The organism is Acidithiobacillus sp. 'AMD consortium', assembly GCF_008926505.1.
In the GTDB taxonomy this organism is placed as follows: Bacteria; Pseudomonadota; Gammaproteobacteria; order Acidithiobacillales; family Acidithiobacillaceae; genus Acidithiobacillus; species Acidithiobacillus ferridurans.
Genome location: NZ_CP044411.1, coordinates 1777837 through 1799325 on the forward strand (window position 1 = coordinate 1777837; position 21489 = coordinate 1799325).

The following is a 21489-nucleotide window of genomic DNA, read 5'->3' on the forward strand; positions in this document are numbered from 1 at the left end:
CCCGTCGCCGTCACTCGGTTCTGGCGGCGCTCCCAGGGGTGCCATCATCTGAAACATGCAACTCGGAACGCAGGGCGCGGCGCATCAGTTCGTCGCTCGCGGCGCGCGGCGCGGCACCCGCGAACAGCACGCGATAGACCTGTTCGGTAATCGGCATATCCACCCCCAGGCTCTGCGCAAACTGAAACAAAGCCTGTGCCGTGCGTACCCCCTCGGCCTCCTCGCCAATTCCGCGCAGCACCGCTTCCAGGCTCAGGCCGCCGCCCAGGCCCAGCCCCACCCGCCGGTTCCGCGAGAGATCGCTGCAGGACGTGAGGATCAGGTCACCGGCACCGGCCAGACCCATGAAGGTCTCGGTTCGCCCCCCCAGCGCCGTCCCCAGGCGATGCAACTCCGCCATCCCACGGGTGATGAGCGCGGCACGGGCACTGTCGCCATTGCCCAGACCATCGGAAATACCAGCGGCAATGGCCAGCACATTCTTGATCGCCCCGCCCAGACAGACGCCCGCCACATCATCACTGGTGTAGACCCGCATCTGGGCGCTGCCAAAGGCCTCGGCCACCCGCTGGGCATAGGTCGGATCGGTAGACGCCGCCGTCATCGCCAGTGGTTTGCCGAGCATCAGATCATGGGCGAAACTCGGGCCGGAAAGCACCACCAGAGGCGCCTCCGGCAAGATTTCCCGCAATACCTGGTCAAGACGCAAGGCGCTCGGCACTTCCAACCCTTTACTGGCGAGGACGAGCAGCGCGGTGGGCGGCAGACAGGGGAGCAGATGCGTCAGCAGGCCACGCAACGCATGACTGGGCACCGCAAGGACGATGCCCTCGCTGCCCTGTACCGCAGCGGCGAGGTCCACCGTGCAGTGCAGTCCTTGCGGCCGCGCGCACTCTGGAAATACGGGGAAAAGGTCCGTCCGTCCGGGCTGACAGGGCAGGCGCTCGGCGCGCCGTCCCCAAAGCTGCACGGTATGCCTTTGGCGCAGCAGATATACGGCCAGCGCCGTCCCCCAGTGTCCGCCGCCCAGTACTGCCCAACGCATGGATTATTGCGTCGTATAGTTCTGCTGCTGGGTCTGCGCCTGCTGATACAGGGCCTCGAAATTCACCGGGTGCAGGTGCAATGGCTGGAAACCACCGCGACCGACGAGATCCGCAACCACTTCCCGCGCATACGGGAACAGGATGGTCGGGCAATGCACGGCCAACAGGGCGGGCATGTGCTCTTCCGGGATGTTCTGAACCCGGAACAGACCAGACTGCTGAACTTCCACAGCAAAGTAGGTGCTCTCACCCGCCTTGGCCTTGACGGTCACCGTCAGCGTCACTTCGGTAAGTCCTTCCATCCCTTCCACTACGGTACTAGCGGTGTTCAGCCCCACATCTACGGTCGGCGCCTCGGTCTGCACAAAACTGAGGGGCGCGTTGGGCGACTCAAAAGAGATGTCTTTCACGTAGATGCGTTCGATCATGAAAACTGCTTCCTGTTCGTCCATAAGTCCTTCTTCTTGGGTTGTGGGTAGCCGTAGTTTAACTGAATTCCCCCCCGCCGGGCTACGTCCCCCACGCACCTCTGAACCCCACATCGGGCGCGCCGACCGGGATGCTTGCCCAGAACAAGTCCTTCCACCAGGGGCGCTTGCTCTGTGTCGCGGTTCTGTGTAGGATTCTCAGCGCTGTCCATGTCCCCATCGTCTAGTGGCCTAGGACACCGCCCTTTCACGGCGGTAACGGGGGTTCGAACCCCCCTGGGGACGCCAAACAAAACAACAAGTTAGAAAATTCATCTTGGCTAGCTTGATTAAACGCTGCAATTATTCTGCATTTCATCTGCTCATTCTGGAAAAGGCCGTGGCGCCGGGTATCGATGAGTTGCAGTTGTGGACATGAAAGACGTGCAGTCTCGCATGGGTCGCCGTTAGTACAGAAGAGGGCTCTGACCCCTTAAGTCGGGGGGTAAACCCTGACCCACGTCACGTCGCTCGGGGAAGGAAACGAAACCTGGAATAAGCCCAACGGATCGATGTCGTAACTGAGAGGCCGGGGTTTGTTCTGCCGGTTTCCGTACCACGCAGTTACCTGCCGCCAGTGCGGGCGCCAGTTTCCAGCACGCCATTGGCAGTGGGAAGCTCCACGGAATGATTTGACCAACAACGCCCAACGCCTCATGGAAGTGTTAAGCGACGGCATTTTCGTCGATTTCACCTATAGCGCCTTCCTGAGCGCGTAAGCAAACTGCGAAGTAGCGGCCACGGGTGGAGAAAAACGCGCCCAGATCCCGGACCGCGTTTTGCCCCTTCCTTTGTCTGTCGCCCTTTCTTACACTGTGCGCTTCAGCTAAACAGGGTTTTTTATGCGCGCCAGTCAGATTTTTATCCCCACCCTCAAGGAGACGCCCGCCGAGGCGGAACTCGTCAGTCACCAGTTGTTGCTGCGCGGTGGCTTTATCCGCCGCCTGGCTTCGGGCTTATACACCTGGATGCCCCTGGGGTTGCGGGTGTTGCGCAAGGTGGAGCGGGTGGTGCGTGAAGAGATGGATCGCAGCGGTGCGCAGGAATTGCTGATGCCGGTGGTGCAGCCTGCCGAACTGTGGCAGGAGTCGGGCCGATGGGAACAATACGGCCCGGAGTTGCTGCGCCTGCGCGACCGCCATGACCGCGAGTTTTGCCTGGGGCCTACCCATGAGGAAGTCATCAGCGATCTCGCGCGGCGGGAGATTCACTCCTACCGGCAGCTTCCCGTCAATTTCTATCAGATCCAGACCAAGTTCCGCGATGAAATCCGACCCCGCTTCGGGCTGATGCGCGGCCGTGAGTTCATCATGAAGGACGCGTATTCCTTCCACATGGATCATACCTCCCTGGAAATTACCTATCAGGCGATGTACGAGGCCTACCAGCGGATATTTACCCGCCTGGGGCTGAACTTTCGCGCGGTAGAAGCCGATAACGGGGCCATCGGGGGTAAGCGCTCCCATGAGTTTCATGTGCTGGCGGATTCGGGAGAGGACGCCATCGTCTCCTGTCACCACTGCGACTATGCCGCCAACATGGAAAAGGCGGCGAGTCGCCCCGAGTTGGCGGAAACGGAGATGCCGCTGGCCGCCGAGCGGGTGCGGACGCCGGGCATCCGTACCGTGGCGGAGCAGGCGGAGCACCTGGGTATCCCTACCGCAAAAATCGTCAAAACCGTATTGGTGGTGGCCGACGGCAAGACCGTGATGATGCTGCTGCGCGGTGACGACGAACTGAATCTGGTCAAGGCGGGGCACGCCCTGAATGCCCAGGACGTGCAAATGGCCAGTCCTGAGGAAGCCGTATCGGCCACGGGTGCGCCTTTGGGCTTCATCGGCCCCAAGGAGCCGCTGCTGACCGTCCCCATCCTGGCGGATCACCGCGCCCTTGGCGTGGCCAATTTCAGCACCGGCGCCAATGCGGCGGATCTGCACTGGATCAACCTCAACTGGGACCGCGATCTGCCGCGCCCGGCGGCGGCCGATCTGCGCAATGTTCGCGCCGGGGATGCGTGTCCCCATTGTGCGGAAGGCACCCTGAGCGTCCGCCGCGGTATCGAGGTGGGGCACGTCTTTCAGCTTGGCGAGCGTTACAGCAAGAGCATGGGGATTACCGTGCTCGACGAAACCGGTCGTGATGCCACGGTCACCATGGGTTGCTACGGTATCGGGGTGTCGCGGGTGGTGGCAGCGGCGGTGGAGCAGCATTTCGACGAACGGGGCATCACCTGGCCGGTGGCCCTCGCGCCCTTTGAGGTGGGCATCGTCGCCATCAACGCGCGCAAGTCACCGGATGTGACCGCCGCCGCCCAGGCCTTGCACGACCGCCTGGAGGCGGAGGGTTACAGCGTGTTGCTCGACGACCGCGATGAGCGTCCCGGAGTACAGTTCGCCACCATGGACCTGATCGGCCTGCCCCATCGCATCGTGGTCAGTGACGCGGTGCTGGCGCAGGGCGTGTGGGAATATCGCGCCCGGCGGACTACGGAAAACGTGCTGCTTGACGAAACACAACTCATGGAACGCCTGCGCAAGGAGCATGCCCGTGGATAAATCGCCCGTAAAACCGCTCATAAAGCATATTCTGGTGGCCGTGGATTTTTCACCCATGGCGCTGGTCACCGCGCAGATGGCCGCACAGGAGGCGCAACTGCGTGGCGCCCGCCTCACCCTGCTGCATATTTTCAATCCGCAGATGCTGAATCTGCAGATGCCGGAGGAAATCCTGCCCCCCACCCTGGATCTGCGCGAAAAACTGCTCCATATGGCCCATGCCGAAATGGAAAAGCTGCGTCAGTCGGTAACCGAAGGTGGAATCACGCCGCAGGTGGAGATAGTGGAAAGCGGGGAGAATATCGGCAAGGCAGTGATCGCCTTCGGCAAGGCCCATGAAGTGGACATGCTGGTGGTGGGCAGTCATGGCCACGGCGCCATTGGCCGGTTGCTGCTGGGTTCCGTCGCCAACGATATCGTCCATTATGCCCGTTGCCCGGTGCTGGTGGTCAAACAGCCGGAGGAGTGAGCCCGGGAATCGTCAGGGCTGGCGCGCGGAGTGCTCCGTAGCCGCCGTCTGCGCCGCCCAACTGCTTATCGCCCTCACGAAGCGTGCGCTGGCCGTGGCCATCGCCTTCGCGCCGCCCTGCGCACTCGCACTGGGAAGCATCTTGGTGAAACGGAAATGACGCTGCGCGATCACCTGATAATCGGCAGTTTTCACCAATGTCGCCGTACCGGCAACCAGCGCCGCGCCCGCATCCGGACCGCTGAAATTCACCACGAAGTCCGTCAGTTTTACCTGTAGCAACCAGACGGAACGGCCTCTCGACAGCGGCGTCAGCACGGCCCGCCACTGGCCGGATTCTTCCAGTTGCCGTTGCAGACGACTGGCAATCATCTGCGGCGGGGTGCCGATCCAGCGGGCATCCCGGTAGGCCAGCAGTCGCTGCGGGTCCTGGTAGAGCAGGTGGTACTGATAATTGTCCGTTTCCAGCCAGTGCACGGCGCTGACCGGCCTCAGCCGCAGCACGGGCAGCGTCGCCGTTGAGCCCGTGGTGCTGGCCAGAGGGGCAGGATGTGGGGGCGTAATATCGTAGGGCGCCTGCCAGGAAACGCTAGTGGCACAACCTGTGGCGAGCAGGACCAGACCCGCCAGTATCATGCGCTTCCCGACTGGTGAACATTTGGAGTAAAGGTGTCGCATGCGCTCAGTTTCCTCCTGCGGAAAATCCCGGTTCACCCGGACCCGGCGGCGGGCCACGATCGCCGTAGAGCAGCGATTGTGGGGAGCGTTGCAGCGAGCGGCTGAGACTCTGCACCGCCGTGCTGCTGGCGATCAGACTTTGTGTCAGACGATTCACCTGTGGCAACGTATCGTAATTGAGGGTATTCACCGTCCGCTCCCCGGCCACAGCAAGTCCACGCAAGGATTTGGCGGCCGCTGCCGTGTCCGCCAGTGGTGCCTGGGCGGAGACCGTCAGCGCATCCAGATGTTTGAGCATTTGCTGGCTTGCCACCATGGTGGACCGGGTGGCGGCGACCATCCCGGGCAGCGCCTTGATGGTCGGCAATAATGCCGTCTCCATCTGCACCAAATGGTCCGTGGCCTGGTCCAGGTGGGCAAGGGTCTGCGCAAAACGGGTACGATTCTGGCGGTTGAGCAGCACGTTCAACCGGCTGGCCAACATGTTGCCACGATTCACCAGGGATTCGCCATTGCGGGACAGCACCTCCAAAAAGCTGGGATGCATGGGAATTTCGGCCGGTCGGCCGTCCACCCTCGGCAAAGGCGCGAAGTCGGTACCGCGATCCGTCAGGGATAAATAACTCAGCCCAGTTACCCCTTGCGGCGACAGTTCGGCGAAAGTCGCTCGGGTAACGGGAGTCGCCTCATCCACTTTGATCCGCACCCTGATCATGCGCGGATTCGCCGGATCCAGACCAATTGCGGTCACGTCTCCGACCCGCACGCCTTTGAAACGTACCGGCGCCTGCAGAGTCAGACCCGCTACGCTGTACGGGGATATGACATCGAAGGTCACGCCCGGCCTCTGCCGGTGATGCATCCACAATCCGACCACCACCATTCCAATGCCGAGAACGGCCAGAAAGATGAGTGCTACCAGCGCGTGTGCACGGCTCTCCAAGGGGAACTCCTCTGCGATATCCTGGACTATTGGAGCACAGGACGGGCGCCAAGCCAATGACCCCCCGGCACGTCCATGGCCCGGCGCACGGATTGACTTGCCACAAGACCCATGCCTAAATGTCGGAAATTCACTGGAACGCTGATGCCCTATGGACTTTGACATCCTCCGCCGTACCATGATCGACACCCAGATCCGCACCTGGGATGTGCTCGACCCCCGTGTGCTGAACGCCGTTGCGCAGGTGAAGCGCGAGAACTTCGTAGCGGCCGCCTACCGGCACCTGGCTTTCGCTGATTTCACCCTGCCTCTGGAGCATGGTGAAACCATGTGGTCGCCGAAAATGGAGGCGCGGGTCGTTCAGGAGCTGGATTTGCGGGAACAGGACCGGGTACTGGAGATCGGTACCGGAAGCGGCTATCTGACCGCCCTGATGGCACAACTTGCGGGAATGGTACACAGCGTTGAAGACCGCGCCGATCTCTCCCGGACGGCGGGAAATCATCTGCGCATACAGGGTATTCAGAATGCCTGTCTGTACATTGGCGACGGCTCCGAGGGCTGGGCGGACAATGCCCCATATGATGCCATCTGCATCACCGGCTCCCTGCCGGTACTGCCGGATGTCTTCAAACAGCAACTGACGGTCGGTGGGCGGCTGGTCGCCATTCTCGGCACCGGTCCGGCCATGGGGGTGCGGCGCATCCTGCACTCCCGGCCGGGTGTTTTTGAGAGCTCGGAGCTTTTTGAGACAGAGATCCCGCCTTTGCGTCATCAGCCGCTACCAGCCCACTTCGTGTTCTGAGCAGTCATGCGTATCGAGGCTGCGCAGAGCATCGTCATTGCCATCGATCTGCAGGATCGCCTACTCGGTACACTTGTGCCGGCGCGGCGGACGCCGCTCCTGGACAATGTCTCCCGGCTGCTGAAATCGGCCACCACCCTGGGGCTGCCTGTCCTCGCCACCGCCCAATATCCGCAGGGACTGGGGCCGGCCCGCGAGGATATCTGCGTCCATGCTGCACAGGTTCTGGAAAAGACCGCCTTTTCCTGCTGGCGCGGCGATGACATCCGCCAGTGGCTGACGGCACAGGACGATCGGCGTCAGGTCATTCTGACCGGCATAGAGTTGCACATCTGCGTGCTGCAAACGGCGCTGGACCTGCAGGCGGCGGGCTGGCAACCGGTGGTAGTGGCCGACGCCTGCGCCAGTCGTGACGCCGAGCATCAGCAACCTGCCTTGGAGCGGCTGCGGCACGCCGGGGTTACGGTCGCTGTCGCCGAATCCGTATTTTATGAGTGGCTGGGGGACGCGACCCACCCGGCCTTTCGCGGTCTTGCCGCCGCATGGCGTTAGGAATGCTGCTTTGACCATTCCCCCACTGAGTTACCGGATCAGCGCCGCGCCGCGGGCCCATCTTTTTCGGGTAACCCTGAGCATTTCGGAAGCGGACCCGGAAGGACAGATCCTTGCCCTGCCCGCCTGGGTGCCCGGCAGCTACACCATCCGCGACCTTGCCCGTCATGTGACCCAAATCCGCGCAGAACGCAACGGACAGGAGATCGCCCTGCACAAAATCGCCAAAGACCGCTGGCGGCTTGCGCCAGGGCATGGTCCGGTGGTCGTCCGTTACGCCGTCTACGCCTTCGACCGCTCGGTACGGACCGCATATCTGGATGATCAGGGTGGCTTTTTCAACGGCCCGGCCATCTACCTGCGAGTATCCGGACAGGAGACACAAACGCACGCGGTCCTCCTCGAAGGCCCCGAAGACTGGCAGGTAGCCACCGCCCTTCCCCGCCATAGCGGTGCGGTGTGGAGTTGGGGCGGTTTTGAAGCCCCCGGCTATGATGCCCTCATCGATCATCCAGTGCTCATGGGGTCCCTTACCCTGCTGGATTTCGAGGTAGGAGAGCGGCCCCATCACCTGCTTATCCAGGGCACTCACCAGGCGGATCTGCAACGTCTCGGTACCGACCTGACCCGCATCTGCGACTGGCAGCAGCGCTTCTGGGGGGATGCCGCCTTTGCCGAGTATCACTTTCTGTGCATGACCGGCGCCGACGGCTATGGCGGGCTGGAGCACCGTGCGTCCAGCGCCCTCCTCTGCGCCCGGGATGACCTGAGCGGTCGTAACGACGACCATTACCGGCGTTTTCTGGGGCTGGCCAGCCACGAGTATTTTCATGGCTGGCTGGTGCAGGCCATCCGTCCCGCCGTGCTCAGCGCCAGCGCACTGGACCGGGAGGTACTCACCCGCGATCTCTGGGTCTTCGAGGGTATCACCTCCTATTATGACGACCTCTGCCTGCGTCGCGCCGGTCTGACGACCCCCGCGCAATATCTGTGCGGCGTCGGGAAGGAACTTACCCGCCTGCTGCGCCGCCCCGGACGTTTCCTGCAAAGCGTGGCGGAATCCAGTGAAGATGCCTGGATCAGGCTCTATCATCCCCATGTCAACAGCGCCAACTTTGAGATCAGCTATTACAACAAGGGCGCCCTGCTCGCCCTCTGCCTGGACCTCAGTCTGCGCTTGGAGAGTGCCGGCGCCCTGAGTCTGGACACGGTACTTGTGCGCCTGTGGCAGAATTTCGGACGCACCGGCATTCCCCTGCCGGAAGGCCAGTGTGTCGGAATAGTCGAAGACCTTGCGGGCCCTGCGCTCGCCGGGCGTCTGCAGGACTGGATCACCGCGAGGACCGACTTACCGTTGCCGGCGCTGCTCGCGGAAATGGGCATTGCGCTGCGCCTGCGCGCGGCCAGCGGCCCGCAGGATGAGGGCGGACAGCCCGCAGAGAAAACCCTGCGCGCATGGCTTGGCGCGCAGTGGTTACCCCATGCGCTGGGTGTCCAGTTGCGCCATGTGCAGACGGACAGCCCTGCGGAGCAGGCGGGTCTGTCGCCGGACGACATTCTCATCGCCCTGGATGGCGTCCGGACTACGGCGGAACAATTGTCGGAGCAACTGGATGCGGTTCCGGGGGGTGCGGCGCTGCGCATTCAGTTCTTCCGCGACGACATCCTCCGGGAAACCCGCGTGACCCCTACCCCACCACCACGGGATACGGCCTGGCTGGAATTACTGGAGGACGTAGATGATGTGGTCCTCGCGCGTCGCCGCGCCTGGCTGGAGGGGAACGGGCGCGGCCAGTGAAGCGTCCCGATGCGCGTCCCTGCCGTACGGGGGATGGGCTCAGGATATTTCTTGCGGAAAGTCGTAACGCACACGACGCACGGCGCTGCATCGGCCAGTGCCCGTATCCACCGTCATCAGCAGGCCGCAAAAAGTGGCCACGCCGTCCACCGCTTCTCCGTGTCCGGGCAGGGCGGTAATGAAGCGGCGAATGGCGGCGTCCCTGTCCACGCCGATCACCGAGTCGTAGCAACCGCACATGCCCGCATCGCTCTGATAGGCCGTGCCGCCGGGGAGCACTCGCTCATCCGCCGTAGGCACATGGGTATGGCTGCCCATGACGCCAGCCACTCGGCCCGCCAGGTGCCAACCCATGGCCGTCTTCTCACTGGTGGCTTCGGCGTGCATATCGACGAGGACGACATCGCAATCCATCGCCTCTCGCGCCAGCACGGCATCCGCGGTGCGAAATGGGCAGTCATACACCGGATGCATGAACAGCCGTCCCATGAGATTGAGCACCCCCAGACGCCAGCCGCCCTGCGCCTCCACCACCACCCAGCCCGCTCCCGGTGTGCCCGGCGGTGCATTGCAGGGCCGCAGCAGGCGCGGCTCCTCCCGGATGAAGGCCAGCGCCTCCCGCTGATCCCAGACATGGTTCCCGGCAGTAATCACGTCCACACCCCAACCGCGGAATTCCCGGACGATGGCCGCCGTGATCCCCATACCGCCGGCGGCGTTCTCCCCATTCACCACCACCGCGTCCAGCGGCCCCTCCTGCCGCAGCCGCGCCAGCGCCAGCCGCAAGGCACGCCGCCCTGCGGACCCCATCACATCACCGGCAAACAATATTTGTGCCATCATGATCCGATCCGGTAACAGCCTTTTTCTGTACAGACGATGCCCAGTGGAATATCCCAGGGCTCTCTGGGCAGCCGGGGCACCTCCTGAAAGGCATGCCCGACACCAACCAATCGCGGGCGCCGCCAACTGCGGCGATGGGGCAGATGCGCCAGGCTGCGATCATAGAAACCGCCGCCCATCCCCAGACGGTACCCCTCCGCGTCGAAGGCAACCAGCGGCAGGATCAGCAGATCCAGCTCGCGTACCGACCGTTGACAGCCGGGGGGCACCTGCGGTTCCGGGATGTGAAAGCGATTGCTGCGCAGGTCCGTATGCGGATGAAAAGGCGCAAAGCGGAGGCTGCGCGCAAAGTGCCCGGCCAGCACCGGCAGATAAAAATGTTTGTTGCCGGCGATGGGATGCTGCATGACCGGCAAGGGGCTGATTTCGCCCTGCATAGGCCAGTAGAGTCCGATATGCCGGGCCCGCCGAAAATGGTTGAGGCGCACGAGGTGACTGGCGAGGGCCGCGGCGGCATGGTACAACGCCTCCGACGATAGCCCACGTCGCTGCTGACGTATCTGTCGGCGCAACTGACTTTTGGTCGGCAGATCATCCTGCCCTGGAAATAAGGAACCCCCCGCCTGGGTCGTGCAGCCCGCTACCCCATGAACCTGATGTACAGGTGGGAATCCACACACCGCTTCAGGCTACTCCGCAAAGGAGCGGCACACCACGGCGATGACTGGGGACACCCTGGATAGACAATGTTGGTTCAGGAATCATCTCGGCCACTCGAGCCCCGCAGGAGGCAATAACCAAGCTACTCTGCCCCCCTACCCATGTCAACCAGCCGGCGCAGGCGACTCTCCAGCCGATCGAGCTGTTCATCGCGCGCCTGCACTTCCTGGCGGGCGCGCTGCAGGTCTGCGGCCAGATTGACCGCCACCATCAGAGCGGTGCGCTCCTTGCTGATCGTCCGCCCCCCCGCGCGGGCGGCGTCGAGCTGTTGATTGAGCAGAGCCACCGCCTCCAGGAGCAGCGCCTGCTCTTCGGGCAGACAGGGTACCTGATAGCTTTGCCCCATCAGGTTGATATTGACGCGGTTGGTGGCGGAATTACGGGTCGCTTCAGGCACGGTCTTCTCCATCTGTCTGGGTGTTCTTTATTCGTTTTCCCAACAACTGACCTGCGTGAGCAGTTCGCTGAGTCGCAGACATATTGCCTCCTGACGTTCCCGCAGCAGGGTATTTTCTGCATCCAGCATCTGGAGTTGCTTCTGCAGTGCCTGCAGGGAACGCCTGTCGCGGTCGTCGCCTTCGAGGTGACGACGCAGGCCACGATAATCCGTTATAATGCTCTCCAGCTCTATGAACAGGGATTCAAAACGGGACTCCACCACTGCGCCACCCCATCTCTCCAAGGATTTTGCGTTCGAGTGTACGAAGCGTCCCAGCCATTTGCAAACTGAATCAGGTCATTCCCGGTTATGTCCCCTTCTGATCACGAGAAACGTATTCGCAGCTTCCGCTTCCGACTAGGGGTGGCAGCCGGTCTGATGTGGCTGGCGATACTGGTCGTCGTGCTGCGCATCGTGGACCTGCAGGTGCTGCATTATTCCAAATTTCGCACCCTGGCCTACGATAATCATGTGGCTCTCGTGCCCGTCGCACCGCCCCGCGGCCTGGTGCTGGCCGATCACGGCGCGGTGCTGGCCGAAAATGAGCCCACCTATGCCCTGGAAATCACCCCCGACCAGGTGCCCAAACTGCAGGACACATTGCAGCGACTGCAGCAATTGCTCGGGCTGGACGCGAACGATATGCGCCGCTTTCAGGAACGGCGCATGGGCAGGCCGGATTTCGATCCGGTGGTGCTCAAGGCCGGTCTGACACCGGCACAGATCGCCGCGGTAGCCGTGCGCGCGTTGGATCTGCCCGGGGTGCAGGTGGTCGCCATGCTTCATCGTCATTATCCCTACGACGCGCTCTTTTCCCACGTCGTCGGCTATGTCGGCCCGATTACCGCCACCGACCTCAAGGATTTTCGCGCCAGCAACTATGTCGGACGCAACTACATCGGCAAGAATGGCCTGGAACGCTATTACGAACGCCAGCTCCGCGGCACCATGGGCTATCAGATCAAGGATATCAATGCACGCGGCCTGCAGGTGGGCACCCTGCGCGAGATCCCGGCGCGCCCTGGTGAAAATTTACTCACCCACCTGCGGGTGCGGGTTCAGGAGGCGGGGGCACTGGCCCTACAGGGCAAGGGGTATCGCGGCGCAGTCGTCGCCATGAACCCGAACGATGGCGCTGTACTGGCCATGGTGACCAGCCCCAGCTTCAATGCCAACTGGTTCGTGGATGGTATCAGCACGGCCCACTGGCAGAGCCTCCTGGACAATCCGGGTCGCCCATTGATGAATCGCGCCGACAATGGCCTCTACCCGCCAGGTTCCTGCGCCAAGCCCTTTTATTCTGTAGAGGCGGTACAGGAAGGCATCATTGCGCCGGATTACCATACTTTCTGCGCGGGTAATTATCAGCTTGGCGGCCATACCTACTGGGACTGGAACCGGGCAGGATTCGGCAACACCGGCCTGACCAAGGCACTGACCTGGTCGGTGGATGTTTTTTATTACAAACTTGCGGTGAAGATGGGCATCGCCCTGCAGGACAAGACCCTGTGGCGATTTGGCTTCGGCAGCAAACCACCCATCGATCTGCCAGGGGGGGCCAGCGGCCTGGTACCCACCCCCGCCTGGAAGCAGGCGCATCTGCATGCCCCGTGGTACACCGGGGATTCCGTCATTCTCGGAATTGGCCAAGGGTATCTTCTGGAGAGCCCCCTGCAATTAGCGCGGGCGGTCTCCGCGCTCGCCAATGGCGGCTATCTGGTCCAGCCTCAGGTGGCCAAAGCCTTCGTCGATCCGGACAATGGCAGGGTGGAGCCCATCGCCGATGCGCCGCCCATCGACCTCCACATTTCCGCGGAGGCCATGCAGGCGGTGCGTAAAGGCATGGAGTCCTGTGTCACCAGCGGGACCTGCCATACGGTCGCCATCCCCGGCATCACCATTGCCGGGAAGACGGGCACCGCGCAAGTCCCGGTGGGGTACAAAAATGGTCACACCGTCTATAACAACGACTCTCTTTTTATCGGCTGGGCACCGGTACATCACCCCAAAATCGCCGTCGCCGTCGTGGTGGAATATGGTGGGCATAATGCCTGGCAAGCCCTGCCGGTAGCCCGCGCAGTGATCAACGCCTATTTACGGCCCGATGGAAAAATGCCGGAAACGGTTGCCGAAAAAACCGCGGCGCATTATGATGCGCCCCTTGCCATTGGGGAGAAAGGTTCTGTCAACCCTCGCCCCGCTCAACCCGCGATACCATAAGGAGTCCAGAAAATGACAGATTTTGCGATTGCGGCCCAGCCGCGCGAAGATATCGGCCGTCGTGCCAGCCGCCGCCTGCGCCGCACCGGCATGGTACCCGCCGTGCTCTACGGGGACGGCAAGGCCGCGCTGGGCATCAGCATTGAAGCCCGCCTGCTGCGCAAGCTGTTGCCCGACGAGCGCGCCTATACCCACATCATCACGCTGCAACTCCCCGGTCGCAATGAGACGGCCCTGATCCGCGATATTCAGATGCACCCTTATAAGGAGGAGGTCCTGCACATGGACTTCCTGCGCGTTCACGCTGGCGAACAAGTACGCTTGCATGTGCCCGTCCACTTCCTGAACGAAAGCACCTGCGCCGGCATCAAGGCAGGCGGAGTATTGCATCGCGCCCTGGTGGAAGTAGAAGTGGAAGCGCGGGTGGATCGCCTGCCGGAAGCCCTCCAGGTGGATATCGCCGGGCTGCACATTGGTGACAGCCTGCATCTGTCCCAGATCAGTGTGCCCGCCGGCGTGACACTGGTACCTTTGCTGCATGAAGACGACAAGGAAGTCGTCGCCATCCACAATCCGCGTACCGGTGCCGAGGCGGAAGAGGCCCCGGAGACCACCGCCTGAGGCCTTATGGACTGGTTGTTGGCGGGCCTGGGTAACCCCGGCGCGGAATACGCCCGGACCCGCCACAATGCCGGTTTTTGGACGCTCCAAACCCTTGCGGATCGGGTCGGGGCGTCTTTGCGTATGGAGAAGCGCTGGCATTGTCTGGCCGCTACGGCGCGAGCTTCGGGACTGGAACTGGGGCTGTGTATGCCCCAGGATTTCATGAACCGCAGTGGCGGCCCGGTGCAGGCCATGGCGGCCTTTTATAAAGTACCCGCGGAACGGATTCTGGTGATGCATGACGAACTGGACCTGTTGCCGGGCACGGCGCGGCTGAAACGCGGTGGAGGTCATGGCGGCCACAATGGGCTCCGCGACCTCGAACGTGCCCTGGGCACACGGGATTACTGGCGACTGCGTATCGGCATCGGCCATCCGGGGCATAAGGACGCAGTCATCCCTTATGTGCTGAGCGCTCCGCCGCCGGCGGATAAGGCCCTGATTGACGAGGCGATTGAACGCAGCCTCGGCGTACTTCCCGACTTTCTCTGCGGCCGCACGGATGCGGCGCAAAAAACCCTGCACAGCGATTAGGAGTTTCTTATGGCTTTGGCCTGCGGCATCGTCGGCTTACCCAACGTCGGCAAATCCACCCTTTTCAACGCCATCACCAGGGCGGGCATCGCGGCGGAAAACTATCCCTTCTGTACGATCGAGCCCAATGTCGGGCTGGTTGCCGTTCCGGATCCCCGTCTTGAGGCCCTGTCAGAGATCGTCAAGCCACAGAAGGTACAGCACGCCACTATGGAGTTCGTGGACATCGCCGGGCTGGTGGCCGGTGCGGCGCAGGGCGAGGGTCTGGGCAACCAGTTTCTCGCCCATATCCGCGAGACAGACGCCATTGCCTTGGTCACCCGCTGCTTTGAGGACCCCAATGTAGTTCATGTGAGCGGTCACGTGGATCCCGTGGCAGATCTGGAGGTGGTGCTGACGGAGCTGATTCTGGCCGATCTCGGCACCGTGGAGAAGGCGCAGGCACGGGTGGCGCGACAGGCCAAGGGCGGCAACAAGGACGCGGTGGCCGAAGTCGCCGCCATGGCCCGTCTCCTGCCCCATCTGAATGAAGGAAAGCCGGCCGCCAGCCTGAAACTGAACGGGGAGGAGCAAGAGCATCTGCGCGGCCTCTGTCTGCTGACCATGAAACCCCTCATGGTTATTGCCAATGTCGCCGAGAACGAGTTGCAGGGTGGCCCCTGGCGTGCGCCCCTGGAAGCCTGGGCGAGCGAACGGCACGCGAGTGTGGTGCCCGTCTGCGCCGCCATAGAATCAGAGCTGGCAGAACTGGAACCGGAGGAGCAAAGCGCTTTCTTGCAGGACTTGGGACTGGAGGAGCCCGGCCTCAAGCGCATCATCCGTGCGGCCTACCGTTTACTGGGTCTGCAGACCTACTTCACTGCCGGCGTCAAGGAGGTCCGCGCCTGGACCATCCCGGTGGGCGCCACAGCGCCACAGGCGGCGGGTGTGATCCACAGCGACTTCGAACGCGGCTTCATCCGCGCCCAGACCATCGCCTATGACGATTTCATCCGCTACAAAGGCGAACAAGGGGCGAAGGAAGCAGGCAAGATGCGCGCGGAAGGAAAGGAATATGTAGTGCAGGACGGAGATGTGCTGAACTTTTTGTTCAACGTGTAGGGAATACCGTCCAAAATAGATTGCATATCGCGCGTTTTAACGTACACTCTCCGCCCATGGAACAGGTCTGCAAAAAAATTCGGCAACTTCGCGAGGATAAGAGATGGTCCGTGCGCGGGCTGGCAGCGCGTGCCGAAATTTCACCCAGCGCCCTCTCGCAGATCGAGGCCGGGCAGAACTCCCCCTCCATCGCCACGCTGGAAAAAATCTGCGCGGCGCTGCAGATTCCCATCGCCGCAATTTTCGATGACGGTGAAACGGCGGGTTTGCCATGGATCATGCGCAGCGGTGACCGACGCAAGTTTTACAGTGCCGGTTCCCACGCTTCACTAGAACCGCTGGCCCACGGCCTGCCGCAAAAGAAAATGCAACCGCTGCTGATGGTACTGGAACCGGGCGGAGAGTGTGGTGAGCACCCCTACACCAGCGCCGAAGGAGAAGAATTCACCATCGTCATCCGCGGGACAGCCGCTTTTGAGCAATCCGGGGTGGCCACGGAACTGGGGGAAGGCGACGCCATTTACTATGATCCGCGTCTGCCCCACAACTGGCACAACCGCGGCCACTCCGCAACAACCCTGTTGGTGGTGGTAGCCTAGTGATCTCCTGCCTGCCTCTGGATCTCGCCACTGGGGCATTACTGCTCTGGCTGGGTCTCGGGCTACTGGGCTTTCTGCTGGGCGGCTGGCCAACCGCCGCCTGCCGGCTGATCTTCCCCCTCAGCAGCGTGGTTGCCCTGCTGCTGGCCATTGCCGGGTTCAGCGCGCTGACGGCCCCTCCAGACCAACTGCAACTGCGCGGGCCCCTGCCCGCCTTGCCTTGGTCTTTCCAGATCGATCCCCTCTCGGGATTTTTCCTGATTCTGCTGGGATTGCTAGCCTTCGCGGTATCCCTTTTTGCCACGGGCTATTTCCGCACCCTTTCGGGACCGGCACTGCGTCGGCTCGTGCTCCAATACCACACCTTTCTGCTGGGGATGGGGCTGGTTCTGCTGGCGGCCAATGCCTTCACTTTCCTGGTCGCCTGGGAAGTCATGGCGCTGGCCTCGTATTTCCTGGTGGTGACGGAGCATGAGGAGGCGGGCAGCCGCCATGCCGGTTTCGTCTATCTGCTCATCGCCCACCTTGGGGCGCTGGCCATTTTGCTGGGCTTCGTCCTCCTCGCCGGAGCGGCCATAGCCCAGGGCGGGCCGTTCAGCGCCATGCTGCACGCCCCCCTCGATCCATTCTGGGCATCGGCCGCCTTTCTCCTGACCTTTTTCGGATTCGGTGCCAAGGCGGGCTTGCTTCCCCTCCACATCTGGCTGCCGGATGCCCATCCTGCCGCCCCCGCACCGGTCTCCGCGTTGATGAGCGGGGCCATGCTGCAGATGGCCTTCTATGGCATGTTGCGCGTGGACTTTCTCTTTCTCGGCAAGCTGGCCTCGTGGTGGGGTCCCTTTGTACTGGGCGTGGGCCTGGCGACGGCCCTCTTCGGTGTGCTTTTCGCTGCCGTCCAGACCGACATGAAACGCCTGCTGGCCTATTCCTCCATAGAAAACATGGGGCTGATCATGGTGGCCTTCGGCCTCGCCCTGATCTTCCGCGCGCATGGACTCGGTGCCCTGGCGGCACTGGCTCTGGCCGCCGCCCTGTATCACGCCCTGAACCACGCCTTCTTCAAGGGTCTGCTTTTTCTCGGCAGCGGCAGCGTCCTGCACGGAGCGGGCAGCGTGGCCATGGATCGACTGGGCGGCCTGATCCGGCAGATGCCTCAAACCGCCTTTTTCATGCTCCTCGGCACCCTCGCCATCGCCGGGCTACCCCCCCTCAACGGCTTCGTCTCTGAATGGCTGCTCCTGCAGGCATTCCTGCTGTCGCCTGCCTTGCCCCAAAGCACCCTCAGCGCGGTATTGCCCCTGGCGGCCTCCGGCGTCGTGCTGGCGGTAGCGCTGGCGGCCTATGCCATGGTCAAGTTTTACGGTATCGCCTTTCTCGGTCAGGCGCGCGGCGCACGGCATGCCCATGAGAGCGGACGCTGGGAACGCTCGGCCATGGCCCTGCTGAGTGTCGCCTGTATTGTCCTCGGACTTTTTCCGGGTATTTTGTTGAATATGCTGCATCCCGTGCTGCAGGAGATGCTCGGCCAAGGCTTCGCCGTCCAGCACGGGCTGTGGCTGACTCCGGTCTCCGCGCAACGCGCCAGTTACAGTCCGATCATTTTCTTCCTCGGCATAGCCACCGCCCTGGGACTGGGTTTTCTCCTGATCTGGAGCTTCTTTGGCCGGCCCCTGCGGCGGGTGCCGGTCTGGTCCTGCGGCTTTCCCGTCCGGACGTCGGCCATGCAGGATAGCCCACTGGGATTTGCGCAACCCCTGCTGCGCATCTTCGCCCCGCTGTATCAGGCGGGACGAGAGGCGGACGGCGCCGGCCGCTGGCGAATGCGGATCGGAGAACCTTTGTACCGTGGCTTCTATCAACCCCTGAACCTTGTTGCCTTCTGGCTCTCGGCTCAGGTGCTGCGCCTGCAGCAGGGCCGCATCACCCTGTATCTGCTCTACAGCTTCCTGACCCTGCTGGTCCTGCTGGCGATCTGGCGATGACGGGCATACTGCTGGAACTGGCACAGGTACTGCTGGTGGCATTTCTGGCGCCACTCTTTGCGGGGTTGCTGCGGGCCTTGCGGGCGATCCTGCAAAACCGGCGACCGGCAGGCTGCTGGCAGAACTACCGTGATCTGTATCGTCTGTTCCATAAAGAATCTCTACAGGCCGACGGCACGTCCTGGCTCTTCCGCTTTGCCCCTTATGCAATTTTCGGGGCGTTCTGTCTGGCGGCGGCGATCATCCCCATCCTTGCCACCGGCCTGCCTCTGGCACCCGCCGCCGACGTCATCGCCTTGGTGGGTCTGTTCGCCCTGGCACGGGTTTTTCAGGTGCTGGCAGCCATGGACACGGGGACGCCCTTCGCCACCCTGGGCGCCCATCGGGAAATGCTGATCGCCGGACTCGCGGAGCCCGCCCTGCTGGCCACACTCTTTACGGCGTCCCTGCTCTCCCGGTCCACTTCGCTGAGCGTGATCGTGGCCCATCTGGAGCAACTGCGCTTCGCCCTGCACCCCAGCATGGTTTTCGCGGCCGCCGCCTTTTTCATCGTGCTGTTGGCGGAAAATGCGCGGATTCCCGTGGACAATCCCGCTACCCACCTGGAACTGACCATGATTCACGAAGCCATGCTCCTGGAGTACTCGGGGCGGCATCTCGCACTCATGGAGTGGGCGGCGCAGATCAAGCTGACGCTCTATGTGGCCATCGGTATTGCGCTGTTCCTGCCCTGGGGTATCGTGCCCATCGCAGAAGTCGCGATACTGCCCGTGACCCTGCCGGTCCTGCTGCTGAAATTCGCGGGCGCCGCCGTGATCCTGGCATTGATCGAAACCTTGCTCGCCAAGCTCCGACTTTTCCGCGCCCCGGAGTTCATGGCCACCGCCTTTCTGCTCGGGGTTATCGGCCTTTTGACTTTTTTCATGCTGGGGGCATGACATGATCATCACCGCACAGGGACTCGCGTGGGGCATCCCCCTGCTGAAGCTCCTCGCCGCCCTCCTCCTGCTGCTCGCTTTCGCCATGCTGGCGCAACGGCGCCTCCTCACCCTGATCCATCTCCTCGCTTGGCAGGGAGTAGTCCTCGCGGCCGGCACGGCGCTGGTGGCACTGCTGACCGGGCAGACGGAATTGTGGTTTTCCGCAGCCCTGACCCTGGGGCTGAAGGCCATTCTGATCCCAACGGTACTGCATCGTCTGTTACGACGCCTGCAGGTACATGGCGATGTGGAGGCAGTGCTCAACATCCCCCTGACCCTGCTCGCCGGCATCGCGCTGGTCATCTTTGCGTTCTCCCTGGCCGCCCCCATCACCGCCCTGACCGACACCGTGACCCGCGGTATGGTCGGCATTGCCCTCGCCGCCGTGCTGCTCGCTTTCCTGATGATGATCACGCGGCGCAAGGCCATTTCTCAGGTGGTGGGATTTCTGGCCATCGATAACGGCCTCTTCTTCGCCGCCACCAGCGCCACCCTGGGCATGCCGATGATCGTGGAACTGGGGGTGGCCCTGGATGCCCTGATCGGCTTCGTCATTCTCGGCGTATTCTTTTTTCAGATACGGGAGACCTTCGACAGCATGGATCTCCAGAATCTGGAACATATCCGGGAGGAATGATGCTGATTCTATTGGTTCTGGCTTGTGCGGCGATGGGCATCCCCCTGCTTGCCCTCTGGGGCGACGGGCGCCGGGGGGCGGCGATGTTCATCGGCTTCAATACGCTGACGCTGCTGGCCATCCTGGCCCTGGCCATACAGGTGCTGCAAGACGGTGCATTTACCGCGGGCGGCGGGCAATTCTTGGTGGATGATCTCAGTATCGTGCTGGTACTGGTGGATGGCGTGGTGGGACTCAGTACGGCGTGGTTCTCCCGCAACTATATGCTGCACGAAACGGCGCACTGGTCGCTCTCTCGCCGGCGTGTCCGCCTTTATCACGCCATGTTTCAGACCTTTCTCGCCACCATGCTGCTGGCCCTGCTGACCAACAATATGGGCATCCTCTGGGTAGCCATGGAAGGCGCTACCCTATCCACGGTACTGCTGGTGAGCCTCTTCCGCACCGCGGAGGGCCTGGAGGCGGCGTGGAAGTATTTCATTCTCTGCGGCGTCGGTCTGGCGATGGCGCTATTCGGTACGATCCTGCTATATTTCGCCGCCCAGAAAATCATGGGGCACGGTGCGGACGCATTGTTGTGGACGCATCTGGCGGCCGTGCGCCATCAGTTGGAGCCGCAGGTCATGGCCATCGCCTTCATCTTCATGCTGGTGGGCTACGGCACCAAAATCGGCCTGACTCCGCTCAACAACTGGCTGCCGGATGCTCACGCCAGCGGCCCCAGTTCGGTTTCGGCGGTGCTCTCCGGCCTGTTGCTCAATGTCGCCCTCTACGCCATCCTGCGCGCCAAGGTACTGGTGGATGGCGCTCTGGGTCGGGACTTCGCCAGCCACCTGCTGATGGGTTTCGGTTTGCTCTCCCTGCTGGTGGCAGGCTTTTCCATGCTGCGGCAACGGGATGTGAAGCGGCTTTTCGCCTATTCCTCCATCGAGCATATGGGGCTGGCCACCTTCGCCTTCGGGATCGGCGGACCACTAGCGAGCTTTGCGGGCTTGCTGCACATGGTCAGCCACAGCCTGACCAAGTCCTCGGTGTTTTTCTCGGTCGGGCAAGCGGTACAGGACATCGGCAGCCGCGAAATCCAGCGCATCCGCGGTATGCTGGAATTCAACCCCTTGCTGGGCTGGGCGTTTATGCTGGCGGTGCTGTTCATCCTGGGAATGCCCCCCAGCGGGCTTTTCTTGAGCGAATTCCTGATCATCACCAGTACCCTGCAGGCCCAGCCCTGGCTCACGCCCTTGCTTCTGCTGGGGTTGGGTGTGGCTTTCGCCGGGATTTTCCCGCGTCTGCAGAGCATGGTCTTCGGGGTACATCAGGAAGGCGTTGTGCGCCAGTCCGCCGTCGGCATCATTCCGGTCTTCATCCAATTGGCCCTCGTCGCCATGCTCGGGGTGTTCATCCCCTTGACGCTGGACCAGTGGATGCAGCACGCCGCTCAGCTTCTCCACGGATAGGGAC

Annotated in this window: 22 protein-coding genes, 1 tRNA gene, 1 other RNA gene and 1 pseudogene; 15 read left to right on the top strand and 10 right to left on the bottom strand. The window is 62.5% G+C overall.

Features of this window, described 5'->3' with window-relative positions; all coding sequences use genetic code 11:
• Nucleotides 1-10: 10 nt before the first annotated feature.
• Nucleotides 11-1045: an NAD(P)H-dependent glycerol-3-phosphate dehydrogenase gene (locus F6A13_RS09160; protein WP_113525426.1), complete on the bottom strand. Its 1035-nt coding sequence runs from the start codon at nt 1043-1045 to the stop codon at nt 11-13.
• A gap of 3 nt (nt 1046-1048) precedes the next feature.
• Nucleotides 1049-1498: a protein-export chaperone SecB gene (gene secB, locus F6A13_RS09165; protein ID WP_012536993.1), complete on the bottom strand. Its 450-nt coding sequence runs from the start codon at nt 1496-1498 to the stop codon at nt 1049-1051.
• Nucleotides 1499-1686: 188 nt separating this feature from the next.
• Here secB and F6A13_RS09170 point away from each other — a divergent pair.
• Nucleotides 1687-1762, top strand: a tRNA-Glu gene (locus tag F6A13_RS09170).
• Nucleotides 1763-2031: 269 nt separating this feature from the next.
• Here F6A13_RS09170 and F6A13_RS16005 read toward each other — a convergent pair.
• Nucleotides 2032-2250 (bottom strand): annotated as a pseudogene (locus F6A13_RS16005) (aldehyde dehydrogenase family protein); the annotation flags it as partial.
• Between the two features lie 105 nt (nt 2251-2355).
• Between F6A13_RS16005 and F6A13_RS09180 the strand changes: the two are divergent.
• Entirely contained in the window at nt 2356-4068 is a 1713-nt protein-coding gene (locus F6A13_RS09180) for a proline--tRNA ligase (RefSeq protein ID WP_126604224.1), read from the top strand.
• On the top strand, nt 4055-4537 hold the full coding sequence (locus F6A13_RS09185; protein ID WP_126604225.1) for a universal stress protein: 483 nt from the start codon (nt 4055-4057) through the stop codon (nt 4535-4537). Before F6A13_RS09180 ends, F6A13_RS09185 begins: the two co-directional genes overlap by 14 nt.
• A 12-nt stretch (nt 4538-4549) precedes the next feature.
• Here F6A13_RS09185 and F6A13_RS09190 read toward each other — a convergent pair whose 3' ends face one another.
• Nucleotides 4550-5173, bottom strand: a complete 624-nt coding sequence (locus F6A13_RS09190) for an ABC-type transport auxiliary lipoprotein family protein (RefSeq protein WP_225981781.1) — start codon at nt 5171-5173, stop codon at nt 4550-4552.
• 46 nt (nt 5174-5219) lie between these two features.
• Complete coding sequence (locus F6A13_RS09195; RefSeq protein WP_113525422.1) at nt 5220-6158, bottom strand: MlaD family protein; 939 nt, start codon at nt 6156-6158, stop codon at nt 5220-5222.
• 151 nt (nt 6159-6309) lie between these two features.
• On the opposite strand from F6A13_RS09195, the gene F6A13_RS09200 reads away from it, so the two are divergent.
• The 3 genes from F6A13_RS09200 to F6A13_RS09210 are packed head-to-tail and all read left to right on the top strand — an operon-like array spanning nt 6310 to nt 9313.
• Complete coding sequence (locus F6A13_RS09200; RefSeq protein ID WP_113525421.1) at nt 6310-6963, top strand: protein-L-isoaspartate O-methyltransferase family protein; 654 nt, start codon at nt 6310-6312, stop codon at nt 6961-6963.
• 6 nt (nt 6964-6969) lie between these two features.
• Nucleotides 6970-7515, top strand: coding sequence for an isochorismatase family protein (locus tag F6A13_RS09205; protein ID WP_113525420.1), 546 nt, complete (start codon nt 6970-6972; stop codon nt 7513-7515).
• A 10-nt stretch (nt 7516-7525) separates the two neighbouring features.
• Complete coding sequence (locus tag F6A13_RS09210; RefSeq protein WP_113525419.1) at nt 7526-9313, top strand: M61 family metallopeptidase; 1788 nt, start codon at nt 7526-7528, stop codon at nt 9311-9313.
• 39 nt (nt 9314-9352) lie between these two features.
• Here F6A13_RS09210 and F6A13_RS09215 read toward each other — a convergent pair whose 3' ends face one another.
• The 5 genes from F6A13_RS09215 to F6A13_RS09235 form a co-directional block, all read right to left on the bottom strand.
• Entirely contained in the window at nt 9353-10156 is an 804-nt protein-coding gene (locus tag F6A13_RS09215; protein WP_113525418.1) for a YmdB family metallophosphoesterase, read from the bottom strand.
• Nucleotides 10153-10728: a 5-formyltetrahydrofolate cyclo-ligase gene (locus F6A13_RS09220; protein ID WP_126604227.1), complete on the bottom strand. Its 576-nt coding sequence runs from the start codon at nt 10726-10728 to the stop codon at nt 10153-10155. Before F6A13_RS09220 ends, F6A13_RS09215 begins: the two co-directional genes overlap by 4 nt.
• A gap of 40 nt (nt 10729-10768) precedes the next feature.
• Nucleotides 10769-10949, bottom strand: a non-coding RNA gene (gene ssrS / locus F6A13_RS09225) — 6S RNA.
• 9 nt (nt 10950-10958) lie between these two features.
• On the bottom strand, nt 10959-11273 hold the full coding sequence (locus F6A13_RS09230) for a cell division protein ZapA (RefSeq protein ID WP_126604228.1): 315 nt from the start codon (nt 11271-11273) through the stop codon (nt 10959-10961).
• 27 nt (nt 11274-11300) lie between these two features.
• Nucleotides 11301-11537, bottom strand: coding sequence for a hypothetical protein (locus F6A13_RS09235; protein WP_126604229.1), 237 nt, complete (start codon nt 11535-11537; stop codon nt 11301-11303).
• Between the two features lie 87 nt (nt 11538-11624).
• Between F6A13_RS09235 and mrdA the strand changes: the two genes are divergently transcribed.
• The 9 genes from mrdA to F6A13_RS09280 are packed head-to-tail and all read left to right on the top strand — an operon-like array spanning nt 11625 to nt 21485.
• Nucleotides 11625-13535, top strand: coding sequence for a penicillin-binding protein 2 (mrdA, locus tag F6A13_RS09240; RefSeq protein ID WP_126604230.1), 1911 nt, complete (start codon nt 11625-11627; stop codon nt 13533-13535).
• A gap of 12 nt (nt 13536-13547) precedes the next feature.
• Nucleotides 13548-14156: a 50S ribosomal protein L25/general stress protein Ctc gene (locus F6A13_RS09245; protein WP_113525414.1), complete on the top strand. Its 609-nt coding sequence runs from the start codon at nt 13548-13550 to the stop codon at nt 14154-14156.
• A 6-nt stretch (nt 14157-14162) separates the two neighbouring features.
• Nucleotides 14163-14732, top strand: coding sequence for an aminoacyl-tRNA hydrolase (gene pth / locus F6A13_RS09250; RefSeq protein WP_113525413.1), 570 nt, complete (start codon nt 14163-14165; stop codon nt 14730-14732).
• A gap of 9 nt (nt 14733-14741) precedes the next feature.
• Nucleotides 14742-15833: a redox-regulated ATPase YchF gene (ychF, locus tag F6A13_RS09255; protein ID WP_113525412.1), complete on the top strand. Its 1092-nt coding sequence runs from the start codon at nt 14742-14744 to the stop codon at nt 15831-15833.
• 56 nt (nt 15834-15889) lie between these two features.
• The gene (locus F6A13_RS09260; protein ID WP_113525866.1) at nt 15890-16432 is read left to right on the top strand and encodes a helix-turn-helix domain-containing protein; all 543 of its coding nucleotides are present in this window, start codon (nt 15890-15892) and stop codon (nt 16430-16432) included.
• Complete coding sequence (gene hyfB / locus F6A13_RS09265; RefSeq protein WP_113525411.1) at nt 16432-18414, top strand: hydrogenase 4 subunit B; 1983 nt, start codon at nt 16432-16434, stop codon at nt 18412-18414. Before F6A13_RS09260 ends, hyfB begins: the two co-directional genes overlap by 1 nt.
• On the top strand, nt 18411-19352 hold the full coding sequence (locus tag F6A13_RS09270) for a respiratory chain complex I subunit 1 family protein (RefSeq protein ID WP_113525410.1): 942 nt from the start codon (nt 18411-18413) through the stop codon (nt 19350-19352). The genes hyfB and F6A13_RS09270 overlap by 4 nt, the downstream gene beginning before the upstream one ends.
• A 1-nt stretch (nt 19353) precedes the next feature.
• Nucleotides 19354-20031, top strand: coding sequence for a formate hydrogenlyase (locus tag F6A13_RS09275; protein WP_126604231.1), 678 nt, complete (start codon nt 19354-19356; stop codon nt 20029-20031).
• Nucleotides 20028-21485 (top strand): hydrogenase 4 subunit F, encoded by a 1458-nt coding sequence (locus F6A13_RS09280; RefSeq protein ID WP_225981782.1) that lies wholly within the window; start codon nt 20028-20030, stop codon nt 21483-21485. Before F6A13_RS09275 ends, F6A13_RS09280 begins: the two co-directional genes overlap by 4 nt.
• Nucleotides 21486-21489 lie beyond the last annotated feature (4 nt).

Bases quoted from the DNA above. Each gene is read 5' to 3' on its own strand.
- secB (WP_012536993.1), bottom strand. From the start codon at position 1,498: ATGGACGAACAGGAAGCAGTTTTCATGATCGAACGCATCTACGTGAAA.
- pth (WP_113525413.1), top strand. From the start codon at position 14,163: ATGGACTGGTTGTTGGCGGGCCTGGGTAACCCCGGCGCGGAATACGCC.
- F6A13_RS09270 (WP_113525410.1), top strand. From the start codon at position 18,411: ATGACGGGCATACTGCTGGAACTGGCACAGGTACTGCTGGTGGCATTT.
- F6A13_RS09180 (WP_126604224.1), top strand. From the start codon at position 2,356: ATGCGCGCCAGTCAGATTTTTATCCCCACCCTCAAGGAGACGCCCGCC.
- F6A13_RS09200 (WP_113525421.1), top strand. From the start codon at position 6,310: ATGGACTTTGACATCCTCCGCCGTACCATGATCGACACCCAGATCCGC.
- F6A13_RS09190 (WP_225981781.1), bottom strand. From the start codon at position 5,173: ATGATACTGGCGGGTCTGGTCCTGCTCGCCACAGGTTGTGCCACTAGC.
- F6A13_RS09260 (WP_113525866.1), top strand. From the start codon at position 15,890: ATGGAACAGGTCTGCAAAAAAATTCGGCAACTTCGCGAGGATAAGAGA.
- F6A13_RS09275 (WP_126604231.1), top strand. From the start codon at position 19,354: ATGATCATCACCGCACAGGGACTCGCGTGGGGCATCCCCCTGCTGAAG.
- F6A13_RS09160 (WP_113525426.1), bottom strand. From the start codon at position 1,045: ATGCGTTGGGCAGTACTGGGCGGCGGACACTGGGGGACGGCGCTGGCC.
- F6A13_RS09280 (WP_225981782.1), top strand. From the start codon at position 20,028: ATGATGCTGATTCTATTGGTTCTGGCTTGTGCGGCGATGGGCATCCCC.
- F6A13_RS09205 (WP_113525420.1), top strand. From the start codon at position 6,970: ATGCGTATCGAGGCTGCGCAGAGCATCGTCATTGCCATCGATCTGCAG.
- F6A13_RS09245 (WP_113525414.1), top strand. From the start codon at position 13,548: ATGACAGATTTTGCGATTGCGGCCCAGCCGCGCGAAGATATCGGCCGT.
- mrdA (WP_126604230.1), top strand. From the start codon at position 11,625: ATGTCCCCTTCTGATCACGAGAAACGTATTCGCAGCTTCCGCTTCCGA.
- F6A13_RS09215 (WP_113525418.1), bottom strand. From the start codon at position 10,156: ATGATGGCACAAATATTGTTTGCCGGTGATGTGATGGGGTCCGCAGGG.
- F6A13_RS09185 (WP_126604225.1), top strand. From the start codon at position 4,055: ATGCCCGTGGATAAATCGCCCGTAAAACCGCTCATAAAGCATATTCTG.
- ychF (WP_113525412.1), top strand. From the start codon at position 14,742: ATGGCTTTGGCCTGCGGCATCGTCGGCTTACCCAACGTCGGCAAATCC.